The sequence below is a fragment of the Micromonospora gifhornensis genome, assembly GCF_016863515.1.
GTDB lineage: Bacteria > Actinomycetota > Actinomycetes > Mycobacteriales > Micromonosporaceae > Micromonospora > Micromonospora gifhornensis.
On record NZ_BOPA01000027.1, the window covers coordinates 43,703 to 70,075 of the forward strand.

General features: G+C 68.4%; 20 protein-coding genes. 14 read left to right on the top strand and 6 right to left on the bottom strand.

Features of this window, described 5'->3' with window-relative positions:
- Positions 1 to 245 precede the first annotated feature (245 nt).
- From Vgi01_RS19605 to Vgi01_RS19620, 4 genes are all read left to right on the top strand, one after another.
- Complete coding sequence (locus Vgi01_RS19605; protein WP_204291956.1) at positions 246 to 2,357, top strand: N-6 DNA methylase; 2,112 nt, start codon at positions 246 to 248, stop codon at positions 2,355 to 2,357.
- Positions 2,358 to 2,401: 44 nt separating this feature from the next.
- Complete coding sequence (locus Vgi01_RS19610) at positions 2,402 to 4,393, top strand: type I restriction-modification system subunit M (RefSeq protein ID WP_204291957.1); 1,992 nt, start codon at positions 2,402 to 2,404, stop codon at positions 4,391 to 4,393.
- The gene (locus Vgi01_RS19615) at positions 4,393 to 5,706 is read left to right on the top strand and encodes a restriction endonuclease subunit S (protein ID WP_204291958.1); all 1,314 of its coding nucleotides are present in this window, start codon (positions 4,393 to 4,395) and stop codon (positions 5,704 to 5,706) included. Before Vgi01_RS19610 ends, Vgi01_RS19615 begins: the two co-directional genes overlap by 1 nt.
- 99 nt (positions 5,707 to 5,805) lie before the next feature.
- Positions 5,806 to 7,932, top strand: a complete 2,127-nt coding sequence (locus tag Vgi01_RS19620; protein ID WP_204291959.1) for an AIPR family protein — start codon at positions 5,806 to 5,808, stop codon at positions 7,930 to 7,932.
- Positions 7,933 to 8,098: 166 nt separating this feature from the next.
- Here the strand turns inward: Vgi01_RS19620 and Vgi01_RS19625 are convergent, their stop codons facing one another.
- Both Vgi01_RS19625 and Vgi01_RS19630 read right to left on the bottom strand, forming a co-directional pair.
- A complete protein-coding gene (locus tag Vgi01_RS19625; protein ID WP_204291960.1) occupies positions 8,099 to 8,329 on the bottom strand; it encodes a DUF397 domain-containing protein in 231 nt (76 codons plus the stop codon).
- The gene (locus Vgi01_RS19630; RefSeq protein ID WP_204291961.1) at positions 8,326 to 9,165 is read right to left on the bottom strand and encodes a helix-turn-helix domain-containing protein; all 840 of its coding nucleotides are present in this window, start codon (positions 9,163 to 9,165) and stop codon (positions 8,326 to 8,328) included. Before Vgi01_RS19630 ends, Vgi01_RS19625 begins: the two co-directional genes overlap by 4 nt.
- Before the next feature lie 390 nt (positions 9,166 to 9,555).
- Between Vgi01_RS19630 and Vgi01_RS19635 the strand changes: the two genes are divergently transcribed.
- The 7 genes from Vgi01_RS19635 to Vgi01_RS19665 all read left to right on the top strand — a co-directional run bounded on the left by Vgi01_RS19635 (position 9,556) and on the right by Vgi01_RS19665 (position 17,559).
- Positions 9,556 to 9,702: a hypothetical protein gene (locus Vgi01_RS19635; RefSeq protein ID WP_204292027.1), complete on the top strand. Its 147-nt coding sequence runs from the start codon at positions 9,556 to 9,558 to the stop codon at positions 9,700 to 9,702.
- A complete protein-coding gene (locus tag Vgi01_RS19640) occupies positions 9,699 to 10,841 on the top strand; it encodes a helix-turn-helix domain-containing protein (RefSeq protein WP_204291962.1) in 1,143 nt (380 codons plus the stop codon). The genes Vgi01_RS19635 and Vgi01_RS19640 overlap by 4 nt, the downstream gene beginning before the upstream one ends.
- 146 nt (positions 10,842 to 10,987) lie before the next feature.
- The gene (locus Vgi01_RS19645) at positions 10,988 to 11,254 is read left to right on the top strand and encodes a hypothetical protein (protein ID WP_204291963.1); all 267 of its coding nucleotides are present in this window, start codon (positions 10,988 to 10,990) and stop codon (positions 11,252 to 11,254) included.
- Positions 11,247 to 11,861 (top strand): DUF6879 family protein, encoded by a 615-nt coding sequence (locus tag Vgi01_RS19650; protein WP_343898430.1) that lies wholly within the window; start codon positions 11,247 to 11,249, stop codon positions 11,859 to 11,861. Before Vgi01_RS19645 ends, Vgi01_RS19650 begins: the two co-directional genes overlap by 8 nt.
- 34 nt (positions 11,862 to 11,895) lie before the next feature.
- Positions 11,896 to 12,696 carry a DUF6082 family protein gene (locus tag Vgi01_RS19655; RefSeq protein WP_204291965.1) on the top strand — a complete coding sequence of 267 codons (801 nt, stop codon included), beginning with the start codon at positions 11,896 to 11,898 and terminating at the stop codon, positions 12,694 to 12,696.
- A gap of 85 nt (positions 12,697 to 12,781) precedes the next feature.
- Positions 12,782 to 15,955: a type I restriction endonuclease subunit R gene (locus Vgi01_RS19660; protein WP_204291966.1), complete on the top strand. Its 3,174-nt coding sequence runs from the start codon at positions 12,782 to 12,784 to the stop codon at positions 15,953 to 15,955.
- Positions 15,956 to 15,981: 26 nt separating this feature from the next.
- Positions 15,982 to 17,559, top strand: coding sequence for a serine/threonine-protein kinase (locus tag Vgi01_RS19665; RefSeq protein WP_204291967.1), 1,578 nt, complete (start codon positions 15,982 to 15,984; stop codon positions 17,557 to 17,559).
- 109 nt (positions 17,560 to 17,668) lie between these two features.
- Here the strand turns inward: Vgi01_RS19665 and Vgi01_RS19670 are convergent, their stop codons facing one another.
- Entirely contained in the window at positions 17,669 to 18,121 is a 453-nt protein-coding gene (locus Vgi01_RS19670) for a DUF6223 family protein (RefSeq protein WP_204291968.1), read from the bottom strand.
- A 217-nt stretch (positions 18,122 to 18,338) separates the two neighbouring features.
- Here Vgi01_RS19670 and Vgi01_RS19675 point away from each other — a divergent pair, with 217 nt between their 5' ends.
- Both Vgi01_RS19675 and Vgi01_RS19680 read left to right on the top strand, forming a co-directional pair.
- On the top strand, positions 18,339 to 19,550 hold the full coding sequence (locus Vgi01_RS19675; RefSeq protein WP_204291969.1) for a sensor histidine kinase: 1,212 nt from the start codon (positions 18,339 to 18,341) through the stop codon (positions 19,548 to 19,550).
- Complete coding sequence (locus Vgi01_RS19680) at positions 19,547 to 20,233, top strand: response regulator transcription factor (protein WP_204291970.1); 687 nt, start codon at positions 19,547 to 19,549, stop codon at positions 20,231 to 20,233. Before Vgi01_RS19675 ends, Vgi01_RS19680 begins: the two co-directional genes overlap by 4 nt.
- Before the next feature lie 7 nt (positions 20,234 to 20,240).
- On the opposite strand, the gene Vgi01_RS19685 is transcribed toward Vgi01_RS19680, so the two are convergent.
- The 3 genes from Vgi01_RS19685 to Vgi01_RS19695 all read right to left on the bottom strand — a co-directional run bounded on the left by Vgi01_RS19685 (position 20,241) and on the right by Vgi01_RS19695 (position 22,960).
- Positions 20,241 to 21,353, bottom strand: a complete 1,113-nt coding sequence (locus Vgi01_RS19685; protein ID WP_204291971.1) for a Gfo/Idh/MocA family protein — start codon at positions 21,351 to 21,353, stop codon at positions 20,241 to 20,243.
- The gene (locus Vgi01_RS19690; RefSeq protein ID WP_204291972.1) at positions 21,323 to 22,033 is read right to left on the bottom strand and encodes a ThuA domain-containing protein; all 711 of its coding nucleotides are present in this window, start codon (positions 22,031 to 22,033) and stop codon (positions 21,323 to 21,325) included. The genes Vgi01_RS19685 and Vgi01_RS19690 overlap by 31 nt, the downstream gene beginning before the upstream one ends.
- Positions 22,034 to 22,261: 228 nt before the next feature.
- Positions 22,262 to 22,960 carry an alpha/beta fold hydrolase gene (locus Vgi01_RS19695; RefSeq protein ID WP_204291973.1) on the bottom strand — a complete coding sequence of 233 codons (699 nt, stop codon included), beginning with the start codon at positions 22,958 to 22,960 and terminating at the stop codon, positions 22,262 to 22,264.
- Between the two features lie 410 nt (positions 22,961 to 23,370).
- Here Vgi01_RS19695 and Vgi01_RS19700 point away from each other — a divergent pair, with 410 nt between their 5' ends.
- Positions 23,371 to 26,325: an ATP-binding protein gene (locus Vgi01_RS19700; protein WP_204291974.1), complete on the top strand. Its 2,955-nt coding sequence runs from the start codon at positions 23,371 to 23,373 to the stop codon at positions 26,323 to 26,325.
- The last annotated feature ends 48 nt before the right edge of the window (positions 26,326 to 26,373 follow it).

Genomic DNA, 26,373 nt, shown 5'->3' on the forward strand with positions numbered 1-26,373 from the left:
ATCGGATCTGTCCGGCGCGGACAGTGAGCCGGGCGTGGGCAGCGTGGTGGTGCAGACGGGGTGGTGCGCCCGGGAATCGACACCCGGACCGAGCGCATCGACGGCGGCCGGAGCACACTCGGCTCGCTCGCCGAAAGCGACACTAGCACACACCGGAGTGAAAGCGGTGTCAAACCGTTTACACGCCACACCGATCATGTAGAGTGATCGGCGAGCAGGATGAGGCACGAACTGACAGGACACCGATGCCCCGACATGCGCAGGTGACCGCCGCCGAGATCTCCCGACTGGCCGGGGTCACGCGCGCCACCGTCAGCAACTGGCGTCGGCGTCACCCGGATTTCCCGGCCCCCGTCGGCGGCACGGAAAGCAGCCCGGCCTACGACCTGGGCGCCGTCCAGACCTGGCTCGCCGCCCGAGGTCAGCTTCCCGCCACCTCACCGGCCGACGACCTGCGCGCCGCCGTGCGGGCCACCGGCTCCGGTGGCGACGTACCCACCCGACTGCTCCCACTGGTCCTGGCCGCAGCCCGGATGACTCCCAGCGACCTGAAGCTCCTCATCGACCTGCCCGACCCCCATCTTGTCGAGCGGGCGCGGCAGGCGATCCGGCCCCACCTCGCCGAGATCCCCGGCACCGCCGACCTGACGTACGCGGTGGGCGAGGCCCCACTCCTGCGTACCCTGCTGCGTTGCGTCGCGGACGACGGTGCGCTGCGGGCCACGGACGTGCTCGCCGCCGCGGAACTCGACGGCACCAACGCCACCAGTCAGTACGACACACCTGCCCCGGTGGCCGGGTTGATGGCCGACCTGCTCGCCGAGGCGGGCAGGCCCTACCCGGCGACCGTGTTCGACCCGGCCTGCGGTGCCGGTGGTCTCCTGCTCGCCGCCGCCGCCAAGGGGACAGCGCAGGTGTACGGCCAGGAGATCGTCCCCGCCCAGGCCGCGCAGGCCGCCGTACGCCTGGCTCTGGCGGGGGCTCGGCCCAGCGTGCAGATCGGCGACAGCATCCGGGCCGACGCGTACCCGGCCCTGACCGCCGGGGCGGTGCTCTGCGCCCCGCCGTACGGCGACCGGGAGTGGGGTCACGAGGAGTTGGCGTACGACACGCGGTGGATCTTCGGTCTGCCGCCGAAGGCCGAGTCGGAGCTGGCCTGGCTGCAACACTGCCTCGCCCACCTGGCCGCCGACGGCCGTGCGGTGCTGCTGATGCCCCCGGCCGCTGCCGAACGCGCCTCGGGCCGCCGGATCAGAGCCGAGATCCTCCGCAGCGGCACGCTGCGGGCCGTCATCGCCCTGCCGCCCGGCGTCGCCGCGCCCCTGCACGTGGGGCTGCACGTGTGGGTGCTCGAACGCCCGTCCCCGCAGGCCACCTCGCCGCTCAGCGTTCTCGTCGTGGACGCCGCCACGCCCGGCACCGGTCAGCCGCACGGCAAGCGGGCGGCGTTGGACTGGCCGGCGCTGCGCGAGCGGGTCCTGACCGCCTGGCACGACTACGACCGCTTCCCGGACAATTTCGACCCGGTTCCGGGGGTCGCTCAGGCGGTCCCCGTCATCGACCTGCTCGACGAGACGGTCGACCTCACTCCCGCCCGCCACGTCCGGGCCACCCCGGTGCCGACGCTGCCCGACGAACTCGCCGCGATGGGTGACGAGTTGCGGTCGAGACTGCGGCGGGCCGCCACCGGGCTGATCACGTTGAGCGGCGGGCAGCCGTGGCCGCCCGTCGGCAGCGCCGCCCTGTCCTGGCGTACGGCCAGCATCGCCGACCTGCTGCGCGGCGACGCGCTGGAGTTACTGCGCACCCCGGCGGCGATTCGCGGCTCTTCCCCCATCGTGACCGACCCGTCGTCGCCGCGTACCCTGACGGCCCCGGATGTGCTGGCACACCGTCGCGCCTCCGGTCCGGCGGACGACGAACCCACCGGCGCGGAGGTCGAGATTCGGGAGGGAGACGTCATCCTGCCGGAGTTGCTGCACAACGGCACCGGCACGGCCCGGGTGGTCGACGCCGACGACGCCGGTAGCCGCCTCGGCCCGCATCTGCATCTGCTGCGGCCCGATCCGGCCCGCCTCGACCCGTGGTTCCTGGCCGGTTTCCTGGCCGCCGAGGAGAACATCAGCGCCGCCTCGTCCGGCACCAGCGTGATCCGGCTCGATGCCCGCCGCCTGCGGGTGCCGCTGCTGCCCCTGGCCGAGCAGCAGCGCTACGGTCGGGCGTTCCGGCAGCTCCACGCCCTGCGCACCGCCGCGGGCCTCGCCAACCGCCTGGCCGACGAGACCGCCCGTACCCTCGCTGCGGGACTCACCGGCGGCGCGTTGCACCCACCGGGCACCGCCCCACCGACATCCTGAATCCGACCCGACTCCCCCGGCACCGGCTCATCGGAAGGAATCCGTTGAACAGCAGCAAGCACACCGAACTGGCGAACCACGCCTGGTCGGTCGCCGATCTCCTGCGCGGCGACTACAAGCAGTCCGACTACGGCAAGGTGATCCTGCCGTTCACCGTGCTGCGCCGGCTGGAGTGCGTCCTGGAGCCGACCCGGCAGCAGGTGCGCGACACGCACGAGCGCTTCGGTGGTCAGGATGTCGACGTGGCCCGGTTCCTGCGCCGCGCCGCCGGGCACAGCTTCTACAACACCAGCCGCTACACCCTGAAGTCGATCGCAGGCGACTCCGGCCAGGTCGCCAAGCACCTGCTCGCCTACATCGGCGCGTTCTCCGAGAACGCGCAGGAGGTGCTGCACCGCTACGAGTTCCCGCAGCAGATCCGCCGACTCGACGCCGCGAACCTGCTCTACCAGGTGGTCGGGCGGTTCGCGGATCTGGACCTGCGGCCGGAGGTCGTCTCCAACCACCAGATGGGGTACGTCTTCGAGGAGCTGATCCGGCGTTTCGCCGAAGTCTCCAACGAGACCGCAGGTGAGCACTTCACCCCCCGCGAAGTCATCGAGCTGATGGTGAACCTGCTCGTCGCCCCGGACGACGACGCGCTGAGCATCCCCGGCGTGGTGCGCACGGTGATGGACCCGGCCTGCGGCACCGGCGGCATGTTGAGCGCGGCCGAGGAACACATCACCAGCCTGAACAAGTCGGCCACCGTGCAGGTCTTCGGGCAGGAGCTGAATCCGGAGTCCTGGGCGATCTGCCGGTCCGACATGATGATCAAGGGCCAAGATCCGGAGAACATCAAGTTCGGCAACTCGTTCAGCGACGACGGCCACCGGGGCGAACGCTTCGACTACCTGCTGGCCAACCCACCCTTCGGCGTGGAGTGGAAGAAGGTCAAGGACGAGATCGAGCGAGAGTACGAGACCCTCGGCGAGGACGGCCGCTTCGGTGCCGGCCTGCCCCGCATCAACGACGGCTCGCTGCTGTTCCTCCAGCACATGATTTCAAAAATGAAACCGGTCACCGCCGACGGCAAGGGCGGCAGCCGCATCGCCATCGTCTTCAACGGCTCGCCGCTGTTCACCGGCGCGGCCGACTCGGGTGAGTCGCGCATCCGCCGGTGGATCCTGGAGAACGACTGGCTGGAAGGCATCGTCGCGCTGCCCGACCAACTCTTCTACAACACCGGCATCTCGACGTACTTCTGGATCCTCACCAACCGCAAGTCCCCCGACCACGCGGGCAAGGTGGTGCTGCTGGACGCCCGCGACCAGTTCGCCAAGATGCGCAAGTCCCTCGGCGACAAGCGCAAGTTCCTCACCGCCGACCAGATCGCCGAGATCACCCGCCGCTACTCGGAGGCGCTGCACATCGCCGCCGACCCGGAGCACCCGCAGCACGCCAAGGTGAAGGTCTTCGCCAACGAGGACTTCGGCTACCGGCGGATCACCGTCGAACGCCCACTCAAGCTCCGCTTCGAGGTCACCGAGGAAACCCTGACCCAGGTACGCGAATCCAAGCCGATCGCCAAGGCTCTCGACGTGGACCTGTTCACCGCTGCCCTCAAACCGCTTGTCGGCCGCTTCTGGCAGACCAAGCGGGCGGCCTGGGACGCGATCCGCTCGGCGATGGCCGAAGGCGGCGTGCTCTGGCCGACCGGCGCCCCCTTCCAGAAGGCGCTCCGCGAGGTCATCGGCGTCCGCGACCCCGACGGCGAAGTCCAACTCGTCAAGGGCGACCCCGAGCCGGACACCGAGCTACGCGACTACGAGAACGTGCCGCTCCACGAGGATGTGGAGGAATACCTCCGCCGCGAAGTCCTCCCCCACGTCCCCGACGCCTGGATCGACCACACCAAAACCAAGATCGGGTACGAAATCCCCTTCACCCGCCACTTCTACGTCTACAAACCCCCAAGGCCCCTCGCGGAGATCGACGCCGAGTTGAAGGCACTGGAAGCCGAAATTCAGTCGCTGCTGGGAAAGGTCACGGCTTGATGGCCCACTTCACCAGCCTTCCTGACAGCTGGAGTTCCACTCGAATCGACCGGGTGGCCACCGTGCATGCTCGGATCGGGTGGAAAGCTCTTACAGCGGCGGAGTACCTGGACGACGGGTATGCATTCCTCTCCACACCTAACATCAAAACCACGGAGATTGATTTCGAAAAAGTCAACTTTATTTCCGAGTTCCGGTATCGAGAGTCGCCTGAATTGCAGCTGACCGAAGGAGATGTCCTCCTTACTAAGGATGGATTTACGCTGGGAACGGTCAACGTGGTGCGGCATCTACCTCGCCCGGCAACTGTTAACGGCTCTATCGCCGTCTTGCGCCCCTTCGACATACACCCTATTTACCTGCGTTATGTGATTGCAAGTAACGCCATCCAGGCGCAGATTCAGGCAGTTAAGGACGGGATGGACGTCCTTCACCTCTTCCAGCGAGACATCAAGAAACTATCCATACCACTGCCACCTCCAGAAGAACAGCGGCGCATCGCCGACTTCCTCGACGCCGAAACCGCCCGCATTGACAAGTTGGTACGCACACAAGGCCAAGTCTTGGCAAGCCTTGCCGAGCGGAAAGCTGCCAGCGTAGTCCAGCAGGTTATAGGTGGACACCGGCCTCACCGGCGGCCCTCGCTCCTCCCTTGGACCGACACGCTGCCAACCGAGTGGCCCGAAGTCCGCTTAGGACTCGTAGCCCAGATGGGAAGTGGTCACACGCCTAGCAGGTCGCGTCCGGAATGGTGGTCGGATTGCACAATTCCGTGGATCACGACCGGTGAGGTTAGTCAGGTTCGAGATGATCGACGGGAGGTGATTTACGAAACTCGCGAGAAGATCAGCGAACTCGGCATGGCAAACTCATCCGCAACCTTACATCCAGCCGGGACAGTTGTTCTTTGCCGCACTGCATCAGCCGGATATTCGGCAATCATGGGTACCGGCATGGCGACGAGTCAGGATTTTGTTACTTGGACCTGCGGACCACGGCTCGATCCCTATTACCTCCTCTGGTGTCTTCGCGCGATGCGTCAAGACTTGCTGGGTCGGCTAGCCATGGGGTCAACCCATAAGACGATCTACGTTCCTGATCTTCAGATGCTCAGGATTCCGCTGCCACCATTAGAAGAACAGCGGATAATTGTTCAGCGCATCCGGGAGCAAAATGCACTGAATGACAAACTCGCGGATTCAGTGAAACGGCAGCTTCAACTGTTGACTGAGCGACGGCAGGCGTTGGTTACGGCAGCAGTCACGGGTCAGATTGATGTGTCAACGACTATGGGCCGGGCTGCCGGGAGTTAGCCGCACTTTCAGAGCACCTTGGGGCACGACAGGGCGAAGGGAAATAGGTTGGGTGACCGACACAACCCCAGGCAAGAAGCATCTGACGCGTCGCGGGAGATGACCTCGCTACGCCTCCAGTTCCGACACGTACGCGATGCGCTCAAGCGGGAGTTCGAAGGCTTGATTGGCATCGACGACTTCTCCAATAGGTCGGAAAGCAGCCGCGAGCAAGCCTTCCTGTCAAGAGCGCTAGCCGCGCTGATCGTACGGGACTTGACCGGCTGCGACAGCAAAGCAGCTGCGGCCGCTGTCATCGATGGCAGAGATGACATTGGTATCGATGCCGTGGCCACCGACGAGAGCACCTCGCACCTTTGGCTAATCCAGTCCAAGTGGAGCGACTCGGGAAGAGCCGGATTTGGCGTCGCCGAAGCGCTAAAGTTTATTGACGGCTTACGTCATATCGACACCCGACAGTTCGATCGCTTTAATATTAGATTCCAAAACCTCGCGGACCAAGTTGCCGCCGTACTGACAAATCCCCATTCGCGGATTACGCTGGTGCCCGCACTGATGAGAACCGACAACCTGTCGGATGATGTCGCGCGTCGACTCGCCGACACGCAGGACGAGTTCAACCAACTGGGCACGATGCTAGATCATCGCATCTACCTTGCCCGGGACATCTGGGAGGTGGTGCGTAATGATTTCCGGGAGCCCCCCATCGGGCTTGTTGCCAAGATGCAAGACTGGATTCGGATAACGGAGCCGTACGAAGCGTTCCAGGGGACCATGTCTGTAGCCGAGGTTGCAGAGTGGTATCGCGCTCACGGAGACCGCTTGTTCGATCGCAACATCCGTAAGCCACTGGGTCTCACGCAGGTGAATCAGGGGCTCATCAACACGCTGGCCGGCGAGGCGCACAACTTCTGGTACTTCAACAACGGGATCACTGTCCTCTGCGAAGAGATCAACCCTGTCTACTTCAGCCGTTCCACACGGACGCCTGTCGAGCTTCGCCTGGCCGGTGCCAGCGTCGTGAACGGCGCCCAGACCGTTCACGCAATCCACCGAGCATCTGACAGCGATGTCGAGTTTGCTGACGGCCAGGTAAGCGTCCGGGTGATCTCCCTGAACAATTGCCCACCGGGGTTCGCGGACGCTGTCACGACCGCCACCAACACCCAGAACAGGGTGGAGCGACGTGACTTTGTCGCCTTAGATCCGGTGCAGACGACGATCAAGGAAGACTTCACACTCTCGCTGCAAAAGACGTATGTCGTCAAGCGGGGAGAGTTAGAACCGCCGGCCGACAGCGGATGTTCAGTAGTCAGCGCAGCTCTCGCGCTGGCCTGCGCCCATCGGAACCCCGAGCTCGCTGTTCGCGCCAAGCGCGGAACCGATCTGCTGTGGGAGGACGGAGCGCAGGGCGCCTACCAACTCCTGTTCAATTCTCAAGATCCACCATCGGCCTACCAGGTCTGGCGCTCAGTCCTCGTGCTGCGGGCGATTGATGATGCGCTCAGCCGGACGGCGAAGGATCGTCAAGCACGGGCGGAGGCGATCGCGGAACGGGGCAACCGCTTGGTCGCACATATCGTCTTTCAGCATCTCGACCTCGACGGCATTGATGACCCCGACGCCGACTGGGATGCCGTATTGCGACAAGTACCAGATGCGGTCGCACGTGCTATGGCATGGCTAATCCACCACTTGGACGCGGAGTACGGACAGACTTCCATCGTGGCCAGCACCTTGGCCAACACCGGCCGCTGTCGGAACCTCGTTCGCCTCGTCCTGGCGGACCTGCAACGCGGAATCCCAGTGCCGGACCTTCCGTCCGACTACCGGCCGGCATTACGGGTTCCAAAGCAGCGCAGGCCAAATGCCGTACCCACCCTCATCGACGCCGGGCGGCTGGCTGACGGGACGCCTCTGCGTTACCACGCTCGCACTCGTCCGGAGCAAGAGGCGATGGCACGGTGGCTAGCCGAAGACGCGCGCAGAGGCACAGCGACGTGGATCAATCAGCGCGTTCGTCCACTTCTCTGGACTGTTGATGGGAAGCGCTACTCGCCGAGCGCGCTCGTGCAGCGGATGTGGCAGCTGGCCGGCTGGACCACCGCACCCGTCGCGGTCCAAGGACCTTCTCGTTGGTATGTCGAAGGTGAGGGGTCGCTAGGGAAACTTGCACAGGAGACGCTTGTAGCGTCGGAGAATGACGAGGATGAACCCGAGCGGTAGATCTTGACACCCTGCCGGTCCTCGAAACGAGACGAAGTTGACCCCGGCCGAACTCGATGAGTTCGTGGCGGAAGCAGAGGAAGTTGCGGCGGAGTACATGTAGGCGTCGGTCGTCGGATGCAGCGATCCGCAGCTGCCCGACGGCCGCCCTCGATTGCGGCGAAACTCAGCGCCCCGGGCGGTGAGGTTTACCGAAAGCCGATTCGGCCGCGAACGCGCCAGCCTTGATGCCACCGATGAAGCCGGTCCACTCACCGCAGCTGAACGTCAGCACCGGCCCCTGCTGGTCTTTGCTGTCGCGGACCTGCGTGGCATGGTCGGCGTACCGGGCCTCAACGCACGCGCCGTTGCCGCCGCTGCGGCTGCTGGTTCGCCACTGGTTGTCGAGCGCCTTCATGGCGTCCCCTCGTCCCGAATCCTCTTGATCATCGCGGTTGAGGCCGTAGGCGACAGGGCTGCTGCGCGAAGGCTGCTGAACACCCGTGTGCACCTGTCAACGTCCTCACCTTCAGCGTAGAGGTCGCCGGTCAAGCCCTCGATGTACACCACCCCTGGTCCCTCGTCGAAGCTGAGGATGTGGAAGCTCGACACCATTGAGGCATAAGCCCCTTCTCGGAAGGGGATGACCTGGATGCTCACATTCCACCGCTTCTGCGCGTCGAGCAGCGCCGACAGTTGTTCCCGCATCACCTCGGGTCCGCCGATCTGTCGGCGCAGCACCGCCTCATCGATCACCGCAACCAGGCGTAGCTTCTCCTCGGTGAGCAGCTTCTGCCGCTCCATGCGCACCGTGACCCGCTCGTCTGTTGCCTGCGGTGTGGGCTGGGATGCGTCAGCGCTGATGATCGCTCTGGCGTAGTCGACAGTCTGCAGCAGGCCCGGCACGACCAGGGTTTCAAAGTTCTCGATCGCGGACGCTGCGGACTCAAGTCCGATGTACTGCCGGTAGGAGTTGGGCAGGTCGCCGTACTTTGCCCACCAGCCGCGCTGCTTGCCCGCTTGGGCCATCGATCGCAACGTCTCGCGCAGCTCGGCATCGGCCACCCCGTACCGGTCGAGTAGCGCGTTCAACGCTGGACCCTTCAGGCCGACCCTGCCCTGCTCGATCCTCCGCAGGGTGCTCGGCGACACCTCGATGAGTGCGGCTGCCTGCTCGGTGGTCACGCCGGCCTTCTCGCGCGCCCGCTTGAGCTGCGCACCGAGCTGGAACCGAACGAAGGTTGGGCTCTCCACGCTCGCGATTCTCCATCTTCCCGTGAGCTTGGCACCGACCATACGCGCCAACGCTTCCTGGCACCATGTCGTTGACTCCGTAAATCTGCGCGCGCAGAATGGGTGCGCAGGTAGAGGGCTACACCAGAGCGCCCAGAGCATGGAGAAGCCCCCACATCGGTCATCCGACCAAGACGCTCCGATGTGAGGGCTTGCCAGAACCCCGAAGGGATCTGAGATGCACGATACGTCCCCCCGCACCACGTTGAATCACCAGTGCTGGCGGTTACCGCGACACACCACACGCCCCGATGTGCCACTCCTGGTCGTCTCCCGCCCGCCGACTCCAAGTGGTCGCGAGCCCTCGCGGGCTCAGCGCCAGCATTCGGCCTTAACTCAGGATGGGCAGCCGTGATGGTCGAGCTGGCGATGATGGTGATCAGTGGGGTGCTGCTGGGCTTCCTGGCTGGGTTGTTCGCGTTCAAGGTGAAGTCGCGGTGGTGTCCGCGCTGTGGGGAGTCCACTCACACGATGCCGCCAGCCGAGGGCAGCCGATGACCCACCGGCGCGGCCACAACTCCGTACCCCTCGGACGGCGGGTGGCCGAGTTGCGCGCCCACCGGGGGATGACCCAGCAAGCGTTCGCCGATCGGCTCGGCAAGTCGAAAAGCTGGGTCGACAAGGTCGAACGCGGCGTACGCAGACTCGACAGGTACTCCGTCATCCGCGACATCGCCGACGTCCTACGCCTCGACCCGGACATCCTCCTCGGCCCCCGCCAACCACCACCCACCACAACACCCCGCCACGACGGGATCAACGCGGTACGCGCCGCGCTCGCCCGCCACCACCACCGACCCCAACGCACCGTCACCGCCCAGCAGGCCAGCGGCCAGATCGCGTACGCCTGGATGGCCTACCAACACGCCCGCTACCCGCAACTGCTGGGCACCCTGCCCGGCCTGCTCGACGCCACCGGCGGCACCCGAAACCTGCTGGCCTCCACCTATCGGCTCACCGCTAACGTGCTGGTCAAACTCGACCACGCCGACCTCGCCTGGCTCGCCGCCGACCGGGCCATCACCACCGCCGCCGATGATTCCACTCTCGCCGCCACCGCGACCATCGCCCTCGCCCAAGCCCTACGCGCCCTCGGCCACCACCGGATCGCCCTCACCACCGCCCTGGCCGCAGCAGACACCACAGACGACGACACCGTACGCGGCACCCTCTACCTCCAGGCCGGACTCGCCGCCGCCGGCGACGGCGACCGCCGCAACACCCACGACCTGCTCGACCACGCCGCCGCCCTCGCCGACCGACAGGTCAGCGACACCGACCCCCATCACACCGGCTTCGGACCGGCCGCCGTCCAGACGGCCAGATCCCTGGCCGCCCACCGCCTCGGCGACACCGCCGAAGCCCTGCTCCGCCACGAACACGTCGTCCGCGCCGACGGTTGGCGACACCTCCCGCCCGAGCATCGCGCCGCCCACCTCATCGACACCGCCCGCGCCTACCTCGACAGCAGCGACCCCGCCCGCGCCGGGCAGGCCCTGCTCGACGCCGACCGCACCGCACCCGCCGAGGTCCGCAACCGCCCGGTCGCCCGTACCCTGCTCACCGAGATCGTTCGGGGCGGACCGGCAGCGGCCGACGTGGCGCGACTGGCCGCCACCCTCGGCCTGACCCGATGAACCAGCAGACAGCGCGATCGCTTACGGCGGTGCGCGGGGGAAACAAAGATTGACTTCGGGTCGTGCAAATCGGAGATTAATTGACGCGGTTCGTGTCACGTTCCTCGTTATTCTGAGCGCTCGTTCCGTGACTGTGGGGAGATGGCATGGTGTCTTGGGATGCGGACCCATCCGCGACGTTCGCGCGACGGCTCGGCCGTTCGGCTGCCGACCTGGGTGAGAGTGGCGGCACGACCACCTGCCCCGACATCTGGGAACTCTCGAATGGCGACGTGGCGGTCATCGGCCGTGACCTGACCGACGTCTACGTCAGTCAGCTGCCCGAAGGCGTCAGTGTTGGTCAGGACGAGCGTTTGGTGGTCATTCCGCGCAGCATGATCCTCGCCGCGAAGCCGGACATCCCCGATGCGTGACCTGCTTCGATCTGCGTCCGGAAAGCAGCTGAGTCTGTCGGAATACGAGGCGGATTTCTACGCCACGGTGAAGTCCGTGGATGAGCCGATTCTGAAGACGGAGCGGATCCAGACGTTTCGTGAGCCCGGCAGCCCGAGCTGGGAGGCGTTCGCAGCCGGTAGGTGGGACGAGGCGTTACGGATCGCCTCCCAACCCAACCCCGAACTGGTGCAGTTCTTCGCCCGTCTCCATGAGCGGGGTTCCGGGCTGCACCGCCTTCGGATCGTGGAGCCGCCACTCACGCCGTACCTGATCTGGGAGCTGAACTTCCTTCGCTTCCGCGCCGAGGCCGGTGAGCGCATCCGAGTGATTACCGTCGACAAGGTATTGGATTTGGAGCAGGAGCACGGCGTGGTGCCGGAGCTGATGGTGGCCGGAGGCAAGGCCGTGTACGACGTCCGGTACGACGCGGATGGGACTCCGGTCGGCGCGGAGAAGTTCGTCGCACCGCAGGTTGTCGCGGGCTGCCGATCGCAGGTACGGGCGCTGCTCGCCATAGCGGAGCCGTTCGAGTCGTTCTTCCACCGGGAGGTCGACGGGCTGAAGCCGCCCACCGCCCACCTGTAGTAGCCTCGCCTCCACGGTCGAGCGTGGAGGCGACGTGTCCCGATCACGGATGGTCACCGGCATGGGCCGCCGATCGGTAACGCCGGCCCTACTCCTCCTCGCAGTGCTGGCCATACTCGCCGCAGTGCTGATGTCTCCCGCCGGCCTGCTCTGGATCGGCGAAAGACCCGGTTACGACTGGTCGTTGCTGGGCAACGTCGGTGAGGCGTACGGGGCCGCCTCAGCAATCCTCGCCGGTCTCGCGCTCGTCGGCGTTGCCATCTCCCTGATTCTGCAAGCGAAGGAGGCCAAGGCGGTTCGCGAGCAGGCACTTCGCGCTCTGCACACCGACTTGCTCAAGATGGCCATCGATGACACGGGACTACTGGAGTGCTGGGGGCCGATCGAGCAATCAACGGATCTGGAGTGGTTTCGCAAGCACGTCTACACCAACCTGATCGTGTCGCACTGGCAACTCATGTGGGAAGTGGACGTACTCAGCGAGGCACATCTGGAAGTCCTCGCCGACCAGTTCTTCAAGGGCACGGCCGGACGGCGCTTCTGGGCGGAGGCGAGAGGCCCGCGGATGAAGGCCGAGACATCCCGGCGTGCGCGTCGTTTCACCGTCATCGTCGATCGGAGCTACCAGGCGGCCGTCGACGCAGGCCCACCAGCCGGCCCTATGAACGGCCAACCACCGTCGAATGATCTCCCTGTAGTGCCCGACTCTCGCGTCGGGCAAGCCCGGGGAACACGGAGTCGCGCAGTCGACCTCGCGATGGGCGCTGTCCTCGGGGGCGGTGTGGCCGTCGCCGGCCACTACCTGGCACGGCGTGGCCGCGCTCGGGGCAGCTAGACACATACCACACCGGCGTTGCTGTGCCGTACGGTCACATATCAGTAGGCTCCGACGGATCGAGGTCCGTTGTGGGGGTGGCGGGATGGCGGTGCATCACGAGTCGGCGTTCGGGGACGCGATCGTCGCGGCGTTGCTGGGCAACGGGTGGGTCGAGGGTGATCGGGGCGACTACCGGCCCGAACTCGGGCTCGACACCGCGCAGTTGTTCACCTTCATCGGGGCGACCCAGCCCGACGAGTGGGAGGACCTGGTCACCTACTACGGCGGCGACCGGGATTCGGCGCAGCGCGGGTTCGTCAAGCGGCTCGACCAGGCGATCGCCACCGACGGTCTGCTCGACGTGCTCCGCAAGGGGGTCAAGGACCACGGGGTACGCATCCGTCTGGCGTACTTCAAGCCGTCGTTCGTGGAGTCCGAGGCGATCCTGGCTGACTACCGGCGCAACCGGCTGACCGTGGTTCGGGAGTTGGCGTACGCGACGAAGCAGGCCGACCGGGGCCACCGGCTGGACCTGACGTTGTTCCTCAACGGCATCCCGGTGGCCACCGCCGAGCTGAAGAACCCGCTCACCGGCTCCGGCGTCGAACACGCCAAGGAGCAGTACCGCACCGACCGCGACCCCACCGAGCTGATCTTCTCCCGGCGGGTGGTGGCGAACTTCGCCGTCGACCCCGACCTGGTCTTCGTCACCACTGCGCTGCGGGGATCGCAGACCCGGTTCCTGCCGTTCAACACCGGCAGCGCCGGGCCGGGCCGCCCCGGCGGCGCGGGCAACCCGCCGGCCACCGAGCACGGCAGGTACGCCACCTCCTACCTGTGGGAGCAGATCTGGCAGCGGGACAACTGGCTCGACCTGCTGGAACGCTTCGTGCACCTGCATCAGGAGAAGGGCGTCGGTGGTCGTACCCGAAAGACTTTGATCTTTCCGCGTTATCACCAGTGGCATGCGGTCAAGCGGCTGACCGCGCATGCGGCCCGGCACGGCGCCGGGCACAACTACCTGGTGATGGCCTCGGCTGGCTCGGGCAAGTCGAACACCATCGCCTGGCTGGCGCACCGGCTGTCGTCGCTGCACACCCCGAACGACCCGACGGCGCTCGACCCGGACGCGCTCGCCGCGGGCGCCACGCCGGGCAGCCCGGTCTTCGACAAGGTCCTCATCATCACCGACCGGCGGAACCTGGATTCCCAGCTGCGCGACACCGTCGGCAGCTTCGAGCAGACCGCCGGGCTCGTCGTGAAGATCGACGAGCGGTACGGCGCGAAGTCGGAGCAGTTGGCCAAGGCGCTCTCCCAGGAGAGCGGCAAGATCCTCACGGTCACCCTGGCGACGTTCCCGGCGCTGAAGGACTACCTCCAGCGCAACCCGACCGAGATCCGGGGCAGCCGGTTCGCCATCATCGTGGACGAGGCGCACTCCTCGCAGGCCGGTGAGGCGGCCACCGACGTGCGCCGGGTGCTGCGCGACCTCGGCCTGGATGCCGACTCCGACGACGCGGGCGCGACAAGCGCCGCCGGGCCGAAGACCACCGAGGAAAAGCTGGCAGCCAGCGTACGCGGGCGGCAGCGCAGCGCGAACCTTTCCTACTTCGCCTTCACCGCCACGCCGAAGCACAAGACCCTCGAACTCTTCGGCACCCTCGGTGACGACGGCAAGTACCACCCGTTCCACACCTACTCGATGCGGCAGGCCATCGAGGAAGGCTTCATCCTCGACCCGCTGCGCAACTACGTCACCTACGACACGTACTGGAAGCTGGTCAACGAGAACCCGGACGAGCGGGAGGTCGACTCGTCCAAGGCCAACAAGGAGCTGGCCCGGTACGCGCTGACCCACGCCTCCACGGTGGCCCAGCACGCGCAGATCATCGTGGAGCACTTCCGGGCGCACACCGCCGGGCGGCTCGGTGGTCGGGCCAAGGCGATGGTGGTCACCTCCTCTCGGCAGAGCGCCGTGCAGATGTCCCGCGCGATCAAGGGGCACCTCGCCGACCGGGGCTACCCCGACCCGGGCGTGCTTGTCGCCTTCTCCGGCATGTTGACGTACGAGGGTGAGGAGGTCACCGAGTCGAAGGAGAACGGTGGCCTGGCCGAGAGCGCCCTGCCGAAGGCGTTCGCCTACACCCGGGCCGACGACCGGACCGCCCGCGCCGGCACCGCCGCCGGTCAGCGGGAATACCGGATCCTGGTGGTCGCGGAGAAGTACCAGACCGGCTTCGACCAGCCGCTGCTCACCACGATGTACGTCAACAAGAAACTCACCGGTGTCTCCGCCGTGCAGACGCTGTCCCGGCTCAACCGGACCGCCGACCGCAAGAGTCAGGGTGATCTGGCGGTGCTGGACTTCTGCAACGACGCCGAGGACATCAAGGAGGCGTTCCGGCCGTACTTCGAGGAGGCCGAGACTCTTCCCTCGGACCCGAATCTGCTCTACACCGCGCAGAGCCGGGTGATGGGCGCGCAGTTGCTGGTCGAAGCGGAGATGCAGGCGTTCGTCGAGGCGTACCTGGCGGCCGAGGAGCAGGCCGGCGGCAACCCGGCGAAGTGGGAGAAGCTGCACGCCGAGCTGTACCGGCACCTCCAGCCCGCCGTCGACCGCTTCACGGCGCTGCTGAACGACGAGGACGACTGGGAGGACGCCGAAGCGTTCCGCGCGGACCTTCTCGACTACGTCCGCAAGTACGGCTTCCTCGCCCAGATCGTGCCCTACCGCGACACCGAACTGGAACGGCTCTACCTCTACGCTCGGCACCTGCTCAACCGGTTGCCCCGGCGTCACGACGGTGGCGTCGACATCGGCGAGGTCGACCTCAGCCACCTGCGAGTGGAGAAGACCGGCGAGCATGACGTCAGCCTCGACCCCGAGGGTCCGGCCGAGATGAAGGGCTTCGGCGACGGCTCGGGCGGCGCGAAGGAGCCGGAGAAGTCTCTGCTCTCCGAGCTGATCGCGCGGTTCAACGAGCGGTTCGGCACCAACCTGACCGACGACGACGTGATCAAGCCGTTGCAGGAGGCGATGGAGGTGGCGAAGGTGCGCCAGGCTGCCGTCGCCAACGACGAGGAGAACTTCGGGCACGTCTTCGTCCCGGTCTTCGAGGAGAAGATGATGGACCACTTCGAGTCCGCCGCCGACCTCGGCCGCCGCTACTTCGGCCCGCAGTCCGACTTCCGCAGCTCACTGAACCGCAGCGCCCGCAGCGCCGCCTGGCGGCTGATCCGCCGGCAGGAGGGAGTCGTCGACGACGAGGCCGCGTGACCAGGACCTAACGAAACGGAGACGGGATGCGGGCAGAACCGATCGCCGGACGGTACGAGCGGGTCGAGGAGATCGGCTCCGGTGGGATGGGGCAGGTCTGGCGCGGCTACGACAGCGTGCTCGACCGCGAGGTGGCCATCAAACTCGTCCGTCCCGACGCCGTACGCACCGCCGAGCAGGCGGACGAACTGGCCAGGCGGTTCCGCCGCGAGGCCCGCGTCACCGCCCGCATCGGCCACCACGGCGTCCCCCAGGTGTACGACGCGGTCCTCGACCACTCCTACGACCGGCTCTACCTGGTGATGGAGTTCGTCCGGGGCACCAGCCTGCGGGCCTTCATCGACCCTCAGCAGCCGCTGCCGCTGCCCTGGGCCGCCGCGATCGCCGCGCAGATCTGCACGGTGCTGTCCCACGCGCACGCCGTCCCCGTCGTGCACCGTGACCTCAAACCCGACAACGTCCTGGTCACCGCCGACGGCACGATCAAGCTCCTCGACTTCGGCATCGCCGCGATCCTGCGTACCGACGTCACCCGGCTCACCGCCACCGGCAGCGCCCTCGGCACCCACCATTACATGCCGCCCGAACAGATCCAGGGCGCGCAGATCACCCCGCAGAGCGACCTGTACGCCCTCGGCTGCGTCCTGCACGAACTGCTCACCGGACAACGGGTCTTCGCCGGTGGCAGCGAGTTCGAGTTGTGGCGTCAACACGTCACCGAAGCGCCCCCACCGCTGCGTACGCTCCGCCCCGACGTGCCCGCCGCGATCGAGGCACTGGTCCTCGAACTGCTGGCCAAGGCCCCCGAGGACCGGCCCGCGGAGGCCTACGACGTCTACGAGCGGCTGCTGCCGTTCCTGCCCCTGCCCGGATCGGCCCCGCCCGCCGCCGACTCCGCCCGCAGCACCATGCCGGACCCGACGCTCGTGTACCGCCGTCCCAACGCGCCACGTCGCCGACCTGAGCCCACCCCCGTGGTCCCGGCCCCCGCCAGCGAGACGTCGGCAGCCGACCCGGCGGCGATCCTCGCGACCGGGATCCGAGACGCGATGAAGGCCGCCGTGTCACACTCCGACGAGCTGCTGGAAGACGAACGCTACGCGCAGGCGGCAGAGCTGCTGGAGCAGGTGATCGGCTCGGCCAGCAACGCACTCGGCGCCGAGAGCCCTCGGGTGTTGACGCTGCGGTCACGGCGCGCCGCCATCCTCGTCATCGGCGGGGACTTCCGGCGCGCACTGCCGGAGTTCGACGCCCTCGCCGCCGCGTACGCCCGCACCGCCGGTGCCACGAGCGAGAACGCGCTGGAGTGCCTCCGGCAGGCAGCCCACTGCCGGGCTGAGCTCGGTCAGGCCACCACAGCTCTGCGCCAGTTCCGGCAGGTGCTGACCCACGTACGCGCCGCCTCGGGCGACGCCTCCCCCACTGCCCTCGACCTACGCTTCACCATCGGCATACTGCTGATCTCCGAAGGTAGGGCCACCGAGGCGGCGGCGGAGCTGCAGCCGCTGCACGACGACCTCCACGTCGTCTACGGCCCAGAACATGAGCTGACCCAGGAAGTGGACGACCTGCTTGCCCGGCTCCGACTAGCCGTCGGCGAATAGTGCGGCCATCGCGTGGCCCGCCGCAACGAGCGGGCGGCGGGGACTCAGCGACGTCGAAGGTGAGCAGCTCGGCAAGGACTCAGAGTCCGAAGCCGGTCAAGGCGTCCGGTCAGCGGGGTTGCCGCGAGCGGGTCATGGCCAGCCCGCCGAGTCCCAGGCTCGCCAGCCCCACCACCACGGCCACGACGCCGCCGACAATTCCGTAGCCGGTGCCGGGTCCCCCCTCGGCGGCGGCCACCACGTATCCGCCGAGGACCACGCCGACCAGCCCCGCCACCAGGGCGATGGTGGCCCCAAGCCGCCCGTTGCCGGTGCCGATGCGGCTGCGGGGGCGGGTCACGGCCAGCCCGCCGACGACCACACCGGCCAGCGCCGCCAGGGCGCCCACCAGGCCCACGAGTCGCCCGGTGGTCAGGTCGTACGCGTCGATGGCCGCTGCCGGCCCGTCGGCGGCGGCCGGGCCGCCGAGCCCGGTCGCGCCGAGCAGTACGGCGAGTGCGACGACTCCGATCATAGCGGCAGCGGTGACGGTCAGCACCTGTCGGATCCTTGATGAGCTCATGTCGTTCTCCTGATCGGTTTGACGGCGATACGGACGCTGTCGGCTCCGGGGGACGCTCAGATCGTCGCGGCGGTGCGGGTGCCGTGGCCTCCGACGGCGGATGGCACCGGCTACGCAGGTGGGCGTAGCCGGTTCGGGGCTTGCTACGCCGGTCGTCGTAGCCGGTCGCGCGGTTGTGCGCAGTGATGAGCGTGCGTGCCGGCGGTAGGTTCACGGAATGGAACAGCGAGCCGGGTCGCGTCCCCTGCGGGTGGTGGCGCATGACGTGGTGCTCGCGCTGCTCGTCACCGTGATGCAGGTGCAGGGCACGGTCGCCAAGGTCGCCGTCGAGGGCGCGCCACGGCCGCTGACCGACTTCGGGAACCTCGGATACGCGCTGCTGGTGGTCAGTGGACTGGTCCTGGCCGTGCGCCGTCGGTGGCCGGTGGCCGTGTTCGTGACCGCCGCGCTGGCCAGCCTGGTGTACTACGGTCTCGACTTCCCGGACGCGCCCGGTTGGCTGGGGTTGTTCGTCGCCCTGTACACGCTGGCCGCCTATGGTGACGGGCGTCGGTCGCTGGTGATCGCCGGTGTGGGTGTCACGGTGCTCGCCGTGGGATGGTTGGTCGCGGCGGCGGACATCGAGCCGCGGGCCGCCATCGGGTGGGTGTTCTTCCGCATCGGCGCGTCGGTGATGAGCGCGGCGCTCGGCGAATCCGTGCGGTCCCGACGCGTCATCGCCGCCGACGCCCAGCAGCGTGCGGAACTGGCCGAACGCAGCCGTGAGGAGGCGGCGCGGGCACGGGTCGACGCCGAGCGGCTGCGGATCGCCCGGGAGGTGCACGACACCGTGGCGCACGCCATCGCCATCATCAACGTCCAGTCCGGAGTCACCGCGCACGTGTTGGACAAGAGACCGGAACAGGCCCGGGAGGCGTTGCGGGCCATCGAGCTGACAAGTGCCCGGGCGCTGCGGGAGATGCGGACCATTCTCGGCGTACTGCGTGACGACCACGACGCTCGGGTGCCGCAGGCGGGCTTGGAGCAGGTCGACGAGCTTGTCGCCAAGGCGCGTGAGGCCGGACTCGACGTCACGGTCGAGGCGGCCTCGCCCGTTGCGTCGTTGCCGAGCGCGGTGGACGGTGCCGCCTACCGCATCCTGCAGGAGGCGTTCACAAACGTGATCCGTCATGTCGGTCCGACTCGGGTGACTGTCGTGTTGAGCGCCGGGGTCGACGTCCTGGAGGTTCGGGTGACCGACGAGGGCCGCCGCACCCCTGCGCCGGCGGGCGACGGTGCGGACACGCCGGCCGATCCTGGACGCGGGATCGTGGGCATGCGTGAGCGTTGTCAGCTGCTCGGCGGGGACCTCGACGCCGAGCCGACGCGGCGCGGCGGGTTCGAGGTCCGGGCCCGGCTGCCGCTGGCACCGGACGGGTCACGCCGGTGAACACGGCAGCTGCCCAGGCGCAGATCAAGGTGCTGCTCGCCGACGACGAGAAGCTGGTGCGTTCCGGGTTCAAGCTGCTGCTCGACCTGGAGGACGACATCACAGTGGTCGGTGAAGCGACGAACGGTGCCGAAGCGGTGGAGGGTGCTCGCAGCGCCCGCCCGGATGTCGTGGTGATGGACATCCGGATGCCGAAGCTGGACGGCATCCAGGCCACGACACAGATCAGCCGGATGCGCGGGCTGGAGCGGGTGCGGGTTCTCATTCTCACCACCTACGACACCGACGCCAACGTCTTCGACGCTCTGCAGGCCGGTGCCAGTGGCTTTCTGCTCAAGGACGCCGGACCTGCCGAACTCCTGCACGCCATCCGGGTGGTCGCCGCAGGGGAGGCGCTGCTCGCCCCGCGGATCACCCGCCGGCTCATCGGCCAGTTCACGGCACGGCGGACGGCCGCCGACGCCGCTCAGCAGCGGCTCGCGGTGCTCACCGGCCGGGAGCGGGAGGTGCTGGCGCTGGTGGGGCGGGGTCTGAACAACGACGAGATCGGCGGCGAGTTGTTCCTCAGCCCGGCGACCGCGCGTACCCATGTCAGCCGTGCGATGGCGAAGCTGGGCGCCCGTGACCGGGCGCAACTGGTGGTCATCGCCTATCAGACCGGGCTGGTCGGCCCCGACATGTGACCGGGTGTCAGCGGCCGGGCGCGGAGAGCCAGTCCTCGGTCGGGGTGAGCGGGACGGCTGCGGGGCGCTCGACTGTCGTCGTCAGTTCGATCCGTCGGCCTTCGGTGGCTGACCGGAGCAGGGCGGTCATGATGTCGAGGACGTGCAGCGCCATGTCACCGCTGGCCCGTGGTGGGCGGGTCTCGTCGGCCCGGACCAGGTCGATCAGGCCGACCCCTCGGGCTGCGCCGACGTAGCCGGCCTGCGGTTCGAGGGCACGCCACTCGGGGTCGCCGAGCGTGAGCTGGCGGACCGTGCCGTCGAAGTGGTTGGGGTCGGGTACGGCGAGGGTGCCGTTGTCCCCGTGCACCTCGATCGGTGCGGCCGTGGTCGCGACGCCGTCGAAGCTGGTCGTGAGGGTGGTCAGCACACCCCCGGCATGTTCCAGCACCCCGGTCACGTGGGTCGGCACCTCGACCGGGATCCGCTGCCCGACGCGGGGACCCGAGCCGATGACCCGGGAGTCACGCAGTTGACTGGCGGCCCCGATCACCGCCCGGACCGGCCCGAGCAGGTGGACCAGCGCCGAGATGTAGTAGGGCCCCATGTCCAGCAGGGGGCCGCCGCCGGGGGCGTAGTAGAAGTCGGGATGCGGGTGCCAGCGCTCATGTCCGGGGGTGACCATGACGGCCGAGGCGGCAAGTGGGCGGCCGATCAGTCCGCCGTCGATCGCCGCTCGGGCGGTCTGCGTACCGGTGCCCAGGACGGTGTCCGGCGCGCAGCCGATACGGACGCCGGCCGACGCCGCCCGGTCGACGATCGACCGGCCCTGCGGGAAGGTGGCGGTGAGGGGTTTCTCGACGTAGACGTTGCGGCCGGCGTCGATCGCCGCGCCCGAGACCTCGGCGTGCGCCGCCGGGATGGTCAGGTTGAGCACCGTCGTCACGTCGGGGTGGTGCAGCAGTCGCTCGACACTTACCGCCTCGGCGCCGGGAATCGTGGCGGCGGCCGCTTCGGCCCGCGCCGCGTCGATGTCGGCCACCGCGACGATGCGCACGGCGGGATGGTCGGCGAGGGTGCTCAGGTACGCGCGGGAGATGAACCCGAGACCTACGATGCCGATGCCGTGCGGGTCGCCCACACCATTCCCCTCTCGATGATGGTCTGCACGCTCGGGTGTTCCAGCACGTCGAGGCTGTGTCCGGGAGTCGTCACGACGATCCGCCCGGCACCCCAGTGTCGGGTCCAGATCGCCGGTGAGGTGACCGGCCGGTGCCACGGCTGCCATTCCCGCGTCGGGTGGGTGGTGGTGGCCAGGACGTCGATCAGGTCGTCGTGCAGCACCCAGTACTGCTCGGTGACCAGATCGAAGTCCTCGATCCCGGCGGTGATCGGGTGCTGCCGACCATGGTCGGTGATCGTGATCGAGTGGGGCAGGAAGGCGTCCTGTTCTCCGCCGCGGCGATCGCACGGCGGGACGCTCGGATGGGTGGCGAACTGGCCACCCACCAGGTGCAGGTAGTCCGAGCAGGCGCGGAAGGAGTCGACGATGCCGCCGTGCCAGCCGGTGAAACCCGTTCCGGCGGCGACTGCCGTGGCCAGGCCGGCCACCTGCTCGGCGGTGATCTGCGACATCGTCATGCACTGCACGATGAGGTCGGTGTCGGCCAGTTCGGCGGCGTCGGCGTAGATCTCCGTCGACCCCTCCACGCGTACCGTGTATCCGTTGCCTTCGAGGAACGGGATGAACAGGTCCGTCGCCTCGACCGGCCGGTGTCCCTCCCAGCCGCCTCGGACCACCAGGGCTCTGCGCCGCGTCACACTTGCTCCCTCCCCGCTGCACCACTGTCGCCCGGCCGACGCCCGGCGCCGTCCGGCCATCGACAACCGTACCCGTCGCCTCTGACGGCGCTACCCCGTGCGGTGGTGGTTGTTCGTCAGGGCCGCGGTGGCGCCGTCGGCGCCCTTCGTCCGCCGACGAGTCAGCGCACGCTGCTCGGGGCCGGCTCACGTCGCGGGTGAGCCGGCCCGGGGCGGCGTGGTCCGGGGTCAGCCGGCGTGCTGTGCGGCGGTCACGATGACGTCGGCGACGACGGCGGGCTGCGTCATGAACACGGCGTGGCTGGCCGGGACGTTGGTGATCTCCGCGCCGATGCGCTTGGCCATGTGCTGAAGCATCGCCTGGTCGAAGGCCTTGTCGTCGGTGGCGATGACGGCCCAGCTCGGCTTGTCGCGCCAGGCGGCGTGCTTCACCGGCGTCCCGAAGGCCGACATGTTGATCGGCACCTGCGTGTCGCGGAGGAAGGCCGCGTCGGCGTCGCTGGCGTCGGCGGCGAAGCCGGCCTTGAACGTGTCGTGGTTGAGGAAGCCGTAGCCGTCCGTGCCGACGTCGATGACGAAGTCGGGGGTCGGGGCGAATCCCTGGTACTGCATTGTGGTGTTCTCGCCGGCGTCGGGTGCCAGCGCCGAGACGTAGACGAGTCCGGCGACCGTCGGGTGTACGCCCGCCTCGGTGATGACCGTGCCGCCCCAGGAGTGGGCGACGAGGATCGTCGGGCCGTCCTGCAGGTCGAGCACACGGGTGGTTGCGGCGACGTCGTCCTCCAGCGAGGTCAGCGGATTCTGCACGATCGTGACCCGGTAGCCCCGGGCCGTCAGGTTCTCGTACACGCCTCGCCAACCTGAGCCGTCGGCGAACGCACCGTGCACCAGTACGACGTTCTTGATTTCCTGCCGGGTGGTGCTCATGGGGTTTGTCCTTTCGTTGCCGCGCCGGCGTGGGCTGGGGCGGATCGGGTGAGTCGACGATCGTGGCGGGAAGTGTCGGCCGCGGTGCTGGTGAACCGTCGACGTCCCGGCTGGCTCCATGCTCGGCCGGCACAGGTCGAGTCGAATCAGTCATTTGCCTGCCGATCCGGCGGGTCTGCTGCCAGTGGGAGGCGCGGTGACGGGCTGCGGCAGCCCCGATCGGCCCTGCCCGGCAATGGCAACAAACCGGGCACCGCGCCGTCGATGGCCTGTCGTTTGTAGGTCATTCGACCGATGTCGCCGCCCCGGCCGCGCACCGACCGTGGGCGGTGGGTCGCGTTGCGCCGCAGACCTGACGCCGCCGGGAGCGGGTGGTTGCGGCTGAACACCGAAGAGAGAGATCATCACGCATGCTCGACGCCTCGCCCGAGGGCGACCGGACCCCGTCGACGGTTTCCACCCCGCGACTCGTGGGTCGTGATCGGGAGCTGGTGGCGCTTCGCAGCGCGGTGGCCCGGCCGCCGGCGATCGTGCTGGTGGAGGGCGAGGCGGGGATCGGGAAGAGCCGACTGCTGCGGGAGTGGCTGGCCGCGCCGGAGCAGCGCAGCGCCCTGGTGTCGGTGTGCCCGCCGCTTCGCGAGTCGCTGACGTTGGGACCGATCGTCGACGCGTTCCGGGGGATCGACCGCCCGGTGTCACGACTGCCGCTCACCGCGCTCGCGGGTGCGTTGCGGCCGCTGTTCCCGGAGTGGTCGTCGGATCTGCCGCCCGCGCTGGAGCCCTTGGACGATGCGAAGGCGGCGCGGCATCGCCTGTTCCGCGCCCTGGACGAGTTGTTGCGGGCGCTGGGTGTCGACGTTCTCGTGCTCGAGGACGCGCACTGGGCCGACGAGGTGACCCTGGAGTTCCTGCTGTTCCTCACCTCCCGGCAGCAGTCGGACGGGCCGAGCCTGGTGATCTCCTATCGGCCGGAGGAGGTGGACGTCGGATCGCTGTTGCTGCGGCTGACCTCCCGGTTGCCGGCCGGCGTGACCCAGCTGAGGATCGCCCTGGCGCCGTTGCGGCCCGACGACACGGCGGCGCTGGTGTCCTCGATGCTGGACGGCAACCCGATCTCGCAGGAGTTCACCACGTTCATGCACGAGCGCACCGGTGGCGTTCCGCTGGCGTTGGAGGAGTCGGTTCGCCTCATGCACGACCGCGCCGACCTGGTCGTACGCGACGGGCAGTGGTTCCGGTTGAAGCTGCGCGAGCTGCAGGTGCCGCCCACGGTGCGCGATTCCACCCGGGAGCGGGTGGGCCGGTTGTCGCCGACGGCGCAGCAGGTGCTGCGGGCCGCGGCCATCCTGGCCGAGCGGTCGTCGGTGGCGACGATCGCGTCGACCGCCGGTCTGTCACCGGCGGCGTGTCGGGGCGCTGTCGTGGAGGCCGCCGGCGCCGGTGTGCTGGACGGCGACGAGCACGACAGGTGGCGATTCCGGCATGTGCTGGCCGCCACGGCCGTGTACGAAGCGATCCCGTTGGCCGACCGCAGGCAGTTGCATCTGCGGGCCGGCCGGGCCCTGGAAGACGTCCATCCGCCGCCCGTCGCCCGCCTTGCCCACCACTTCCGCGAGGCGGGCGAGACGCAGTCCTGGGCGCGGTACGCCGAGCAGGGCGCCGAGCTGGCCATGGCCTCGGGTGACCACACCAAGGCGGTCGACCTGCTTGTCGACCTGTTGTCGGGCACTGAGCTGCCGGCGGCGGATCGGGCACGGGTCGCGCGGATCGCCGGGGTGGCCGCGCTGGGTCGTCGGGAACCGGTCGACGACGTCTACCACCGGGTGATCCGTACCTTGCGTTCGGTGCTGGAGACCCCGGGTCTGTCCGCCCGCCAGCAGGCCGAGATCCGCAATCCCCTGGGTCGGCTCCTGATCATCGGGGGTGAGGCGCAGACCGCACTGCGTGAGCTGGCGCAGGCGGTGGCGAGCCTCGACCATGACCCGGTCGAGGCGGCACGGGCGATGACCTATCTCGGCTGGGCCTATGCGGGTCCGTGGCCGGCGGCGACCCACCGGCGGTGGCTGGATCGCGCCGCGGAGCTCGCCGTCGAGATCGATTCGCCCGCGGAGCGGCTGAACCTGGCCGGCAACCGCGCCGCCGCGCTGCTCATGCTCGGCGAGGAGGAGGCCTGGGACGTCGTCGCCGACCTGCCGGTCGACGGCGCGAGCGCGGCGGAGCGACTCGACGTGGCCCGCATCCACGCGAATGTCGGCACCGGTGCCCTGATCTGGGGTCGGTATGCCGAGGCGGAGAAACACCTCGCCGTGGCCATGGACCTGGCCGAGGCTGAACAGGCGTCGAGGTTGCAGCACAACGTCCGACTCGAACAGGCCAACCTGGCGTGGCTTACCGGCCGGTGGGAGGGGCTGGCGGAGCGCAGCGCGGCACTGGCCGACGCCGACCGGGACCGACCGGCGTGCTACCTCGGCAGCATTCGCCTCGCGGCCCGGCTGGCGGCTGCGGCCGGACGGCGGCGCGCTGCGGAGGAACAGTTCCGGTTGGTCCTTGAGGAGTTCGCCCGTCTCGGCGCGGCCGACGACACGATGGAGGCCGCCGCCGCGCTGGCCCGGCTGTGGCTGGCGGAGGGACACAGCGGCCGGGCGCTGCAGGTCACGAACGCGCCGATGGAGACGGTCGGAAACAAGGGCATCTGGGTCTGGGCGACGGATCTGGTCCCGGCCCGGGTCGAGGCGCACCTCGCCGCGGGTGACGTGAGGGCCGCGACGCAGGTGTGCGACCAGTTCGCCAGGGGACTGCGGGGGCGTACGGCACCGGCGCCGCGCGCCGCTCTCGCCGTGTGCCGTGCCCTGCTGGCCGCTGCGGCCGGAGACCATGCCCGGGCGGCGGCGGCGTTCGATCGGGCGGCGCGCGCCTGGAGCGCGTTGCCGCGCCCCTACGACGCCATGCTCGCCCGCGCGCGCCAAGCTGAGGCGCTCATCGCGCACGGCCATCTCGCCGCCGGTCGGGAGCTGCTGGCCGCACAGTACGAGCTGCTGTTCCGGATCGGGGCCCGGGGCGACGCCGACCGGGTCGCGCAGCGGCTGCGCGAACACGGCGCGGAGGTCCCGCGACTGTGGCGCGGCGGTCGACGGGGGTACGGCGATCAGCTCTCCCCCCGCGAGCTCGACGTGGTCCAACTGGTCGTCGCCGGCAAGACGAACCGGGAGATCAGCCGGATCCTGGCCAAATCACCAGCCACTGTGGACCAGCAGCTGCGTGCGGCGATGCGCAAGTTGAAGGTGACCTCCCGGACCGCGCTGGCGGTCAAGGCCGTGGAGGCCGGCGTGTTCGCCGAAGACGATTCCTTTCACGACCTGTCGTGAAAATTGACGTATCCGCCGGATAGCTACGGCATGTCGGTCCGCCGAACA

What these genes read in the sequence shown, in the direction of transcription:
- Vgi01_RS19660 (WP_204291966.1), top strand. Translation starts at nt 12,782, where the DNA reads ATGGCGGTGCATCACGAGTCGGCGTTCGGGGACGCGATCGTCGCGGCG.
- Vgi01_RS19650 (WP_343898430.1), top strand. Translation starts at nt 11,247, where the DNA reads ATGCGTGACCTGCTTCGATCTGCGTCCGGAAAGCAGCTGAGTCTGTCG.
- Vgi01_RS19645 (WP_204291963.1), top strand. Translation starts at nt 10,988, where the DNA reads ATGGTGTCTTGGGATGCGGACCCATCCGCGACGTTCGCGCGACGGCTC.
- Vgi01_RS19675 (WP_204291969.1), top strand. Translation starts at nt 18,339, where the DNA reads ATGGAACAGCGAGCCGGGTCGCGTCCCCTGCGGGTGGTGGCGCATGAC.
- Vgi01_RS19605 (WP_204291956.1), top strand. Translation starts at nt 246, where the DNA reads ATGCCCCGACATGCGCAGGTGACCGCCGCCGAGATCTCCCGACTGGCC.
- Vgi01_RS19620 (WP_204291959.1), top strand. Translation starts at nt 5,806, where the DNA reads ATGACCTCGCTACGCCTCCAGTTCCGACACGTACGCGATGCGCTCAAG.
- Vgi01_RS19695 (WP_204291973.1), bottom strand. Translation starts at nt 22,960, where the DNA reads ATGAGCACCACCCGGCAGGAAATCAAGAACGTCGTACTGGTGCACGGT.
- Vgi01_RS19700 (WP_204291974.1), top strand. Translation starts at nt 23,371, where the DNA reads ATGCTCGACGCCTCGCCCGAGGGCGACCGGACCCCGTCGACGGTTTCC.
- Vgi01_RS19670 (WP_204291968.1), bottom strand. Translation starts at nt 18,121, where the DNA reads ATGAGCTCATCAAGGATCCGACAGGTGCTGACCGTCACCGCTGCCGCT.
- Vgi01_RS19625 (WP_204291960.1), bottom strand. Translation starts at nt 8,329, where the DNA reads ATGAAGGCGCTCGACAACCAGTGGCGAACCAGCAGCCGCAGCGGCGGC.
- Vgi01_RS19665 (WP_204291967.1), top strand. Translation starts at nt 15,982, where the DNA reads ATGCGGGCAGAACCGATCGCCGGACGGTACGAGCGGGTCGAGGAGATC.
- Vgi01_RS19640 (WP_204291962.1), top strand. Translation starts at nt 9,699, where the DNA reads ATGACCCACCGGCGCGGCCACAACTCCGTACCCCTCGGACGGCGGGTG.
- Vgi01_RS19615 (WP_204291958.1), top strand. Translation starts at nt 4,393, where the DNA reads ATGGCCCACTTCACCAGCCTTCCTGACAGCTGGAGTTCCACTCGAATC.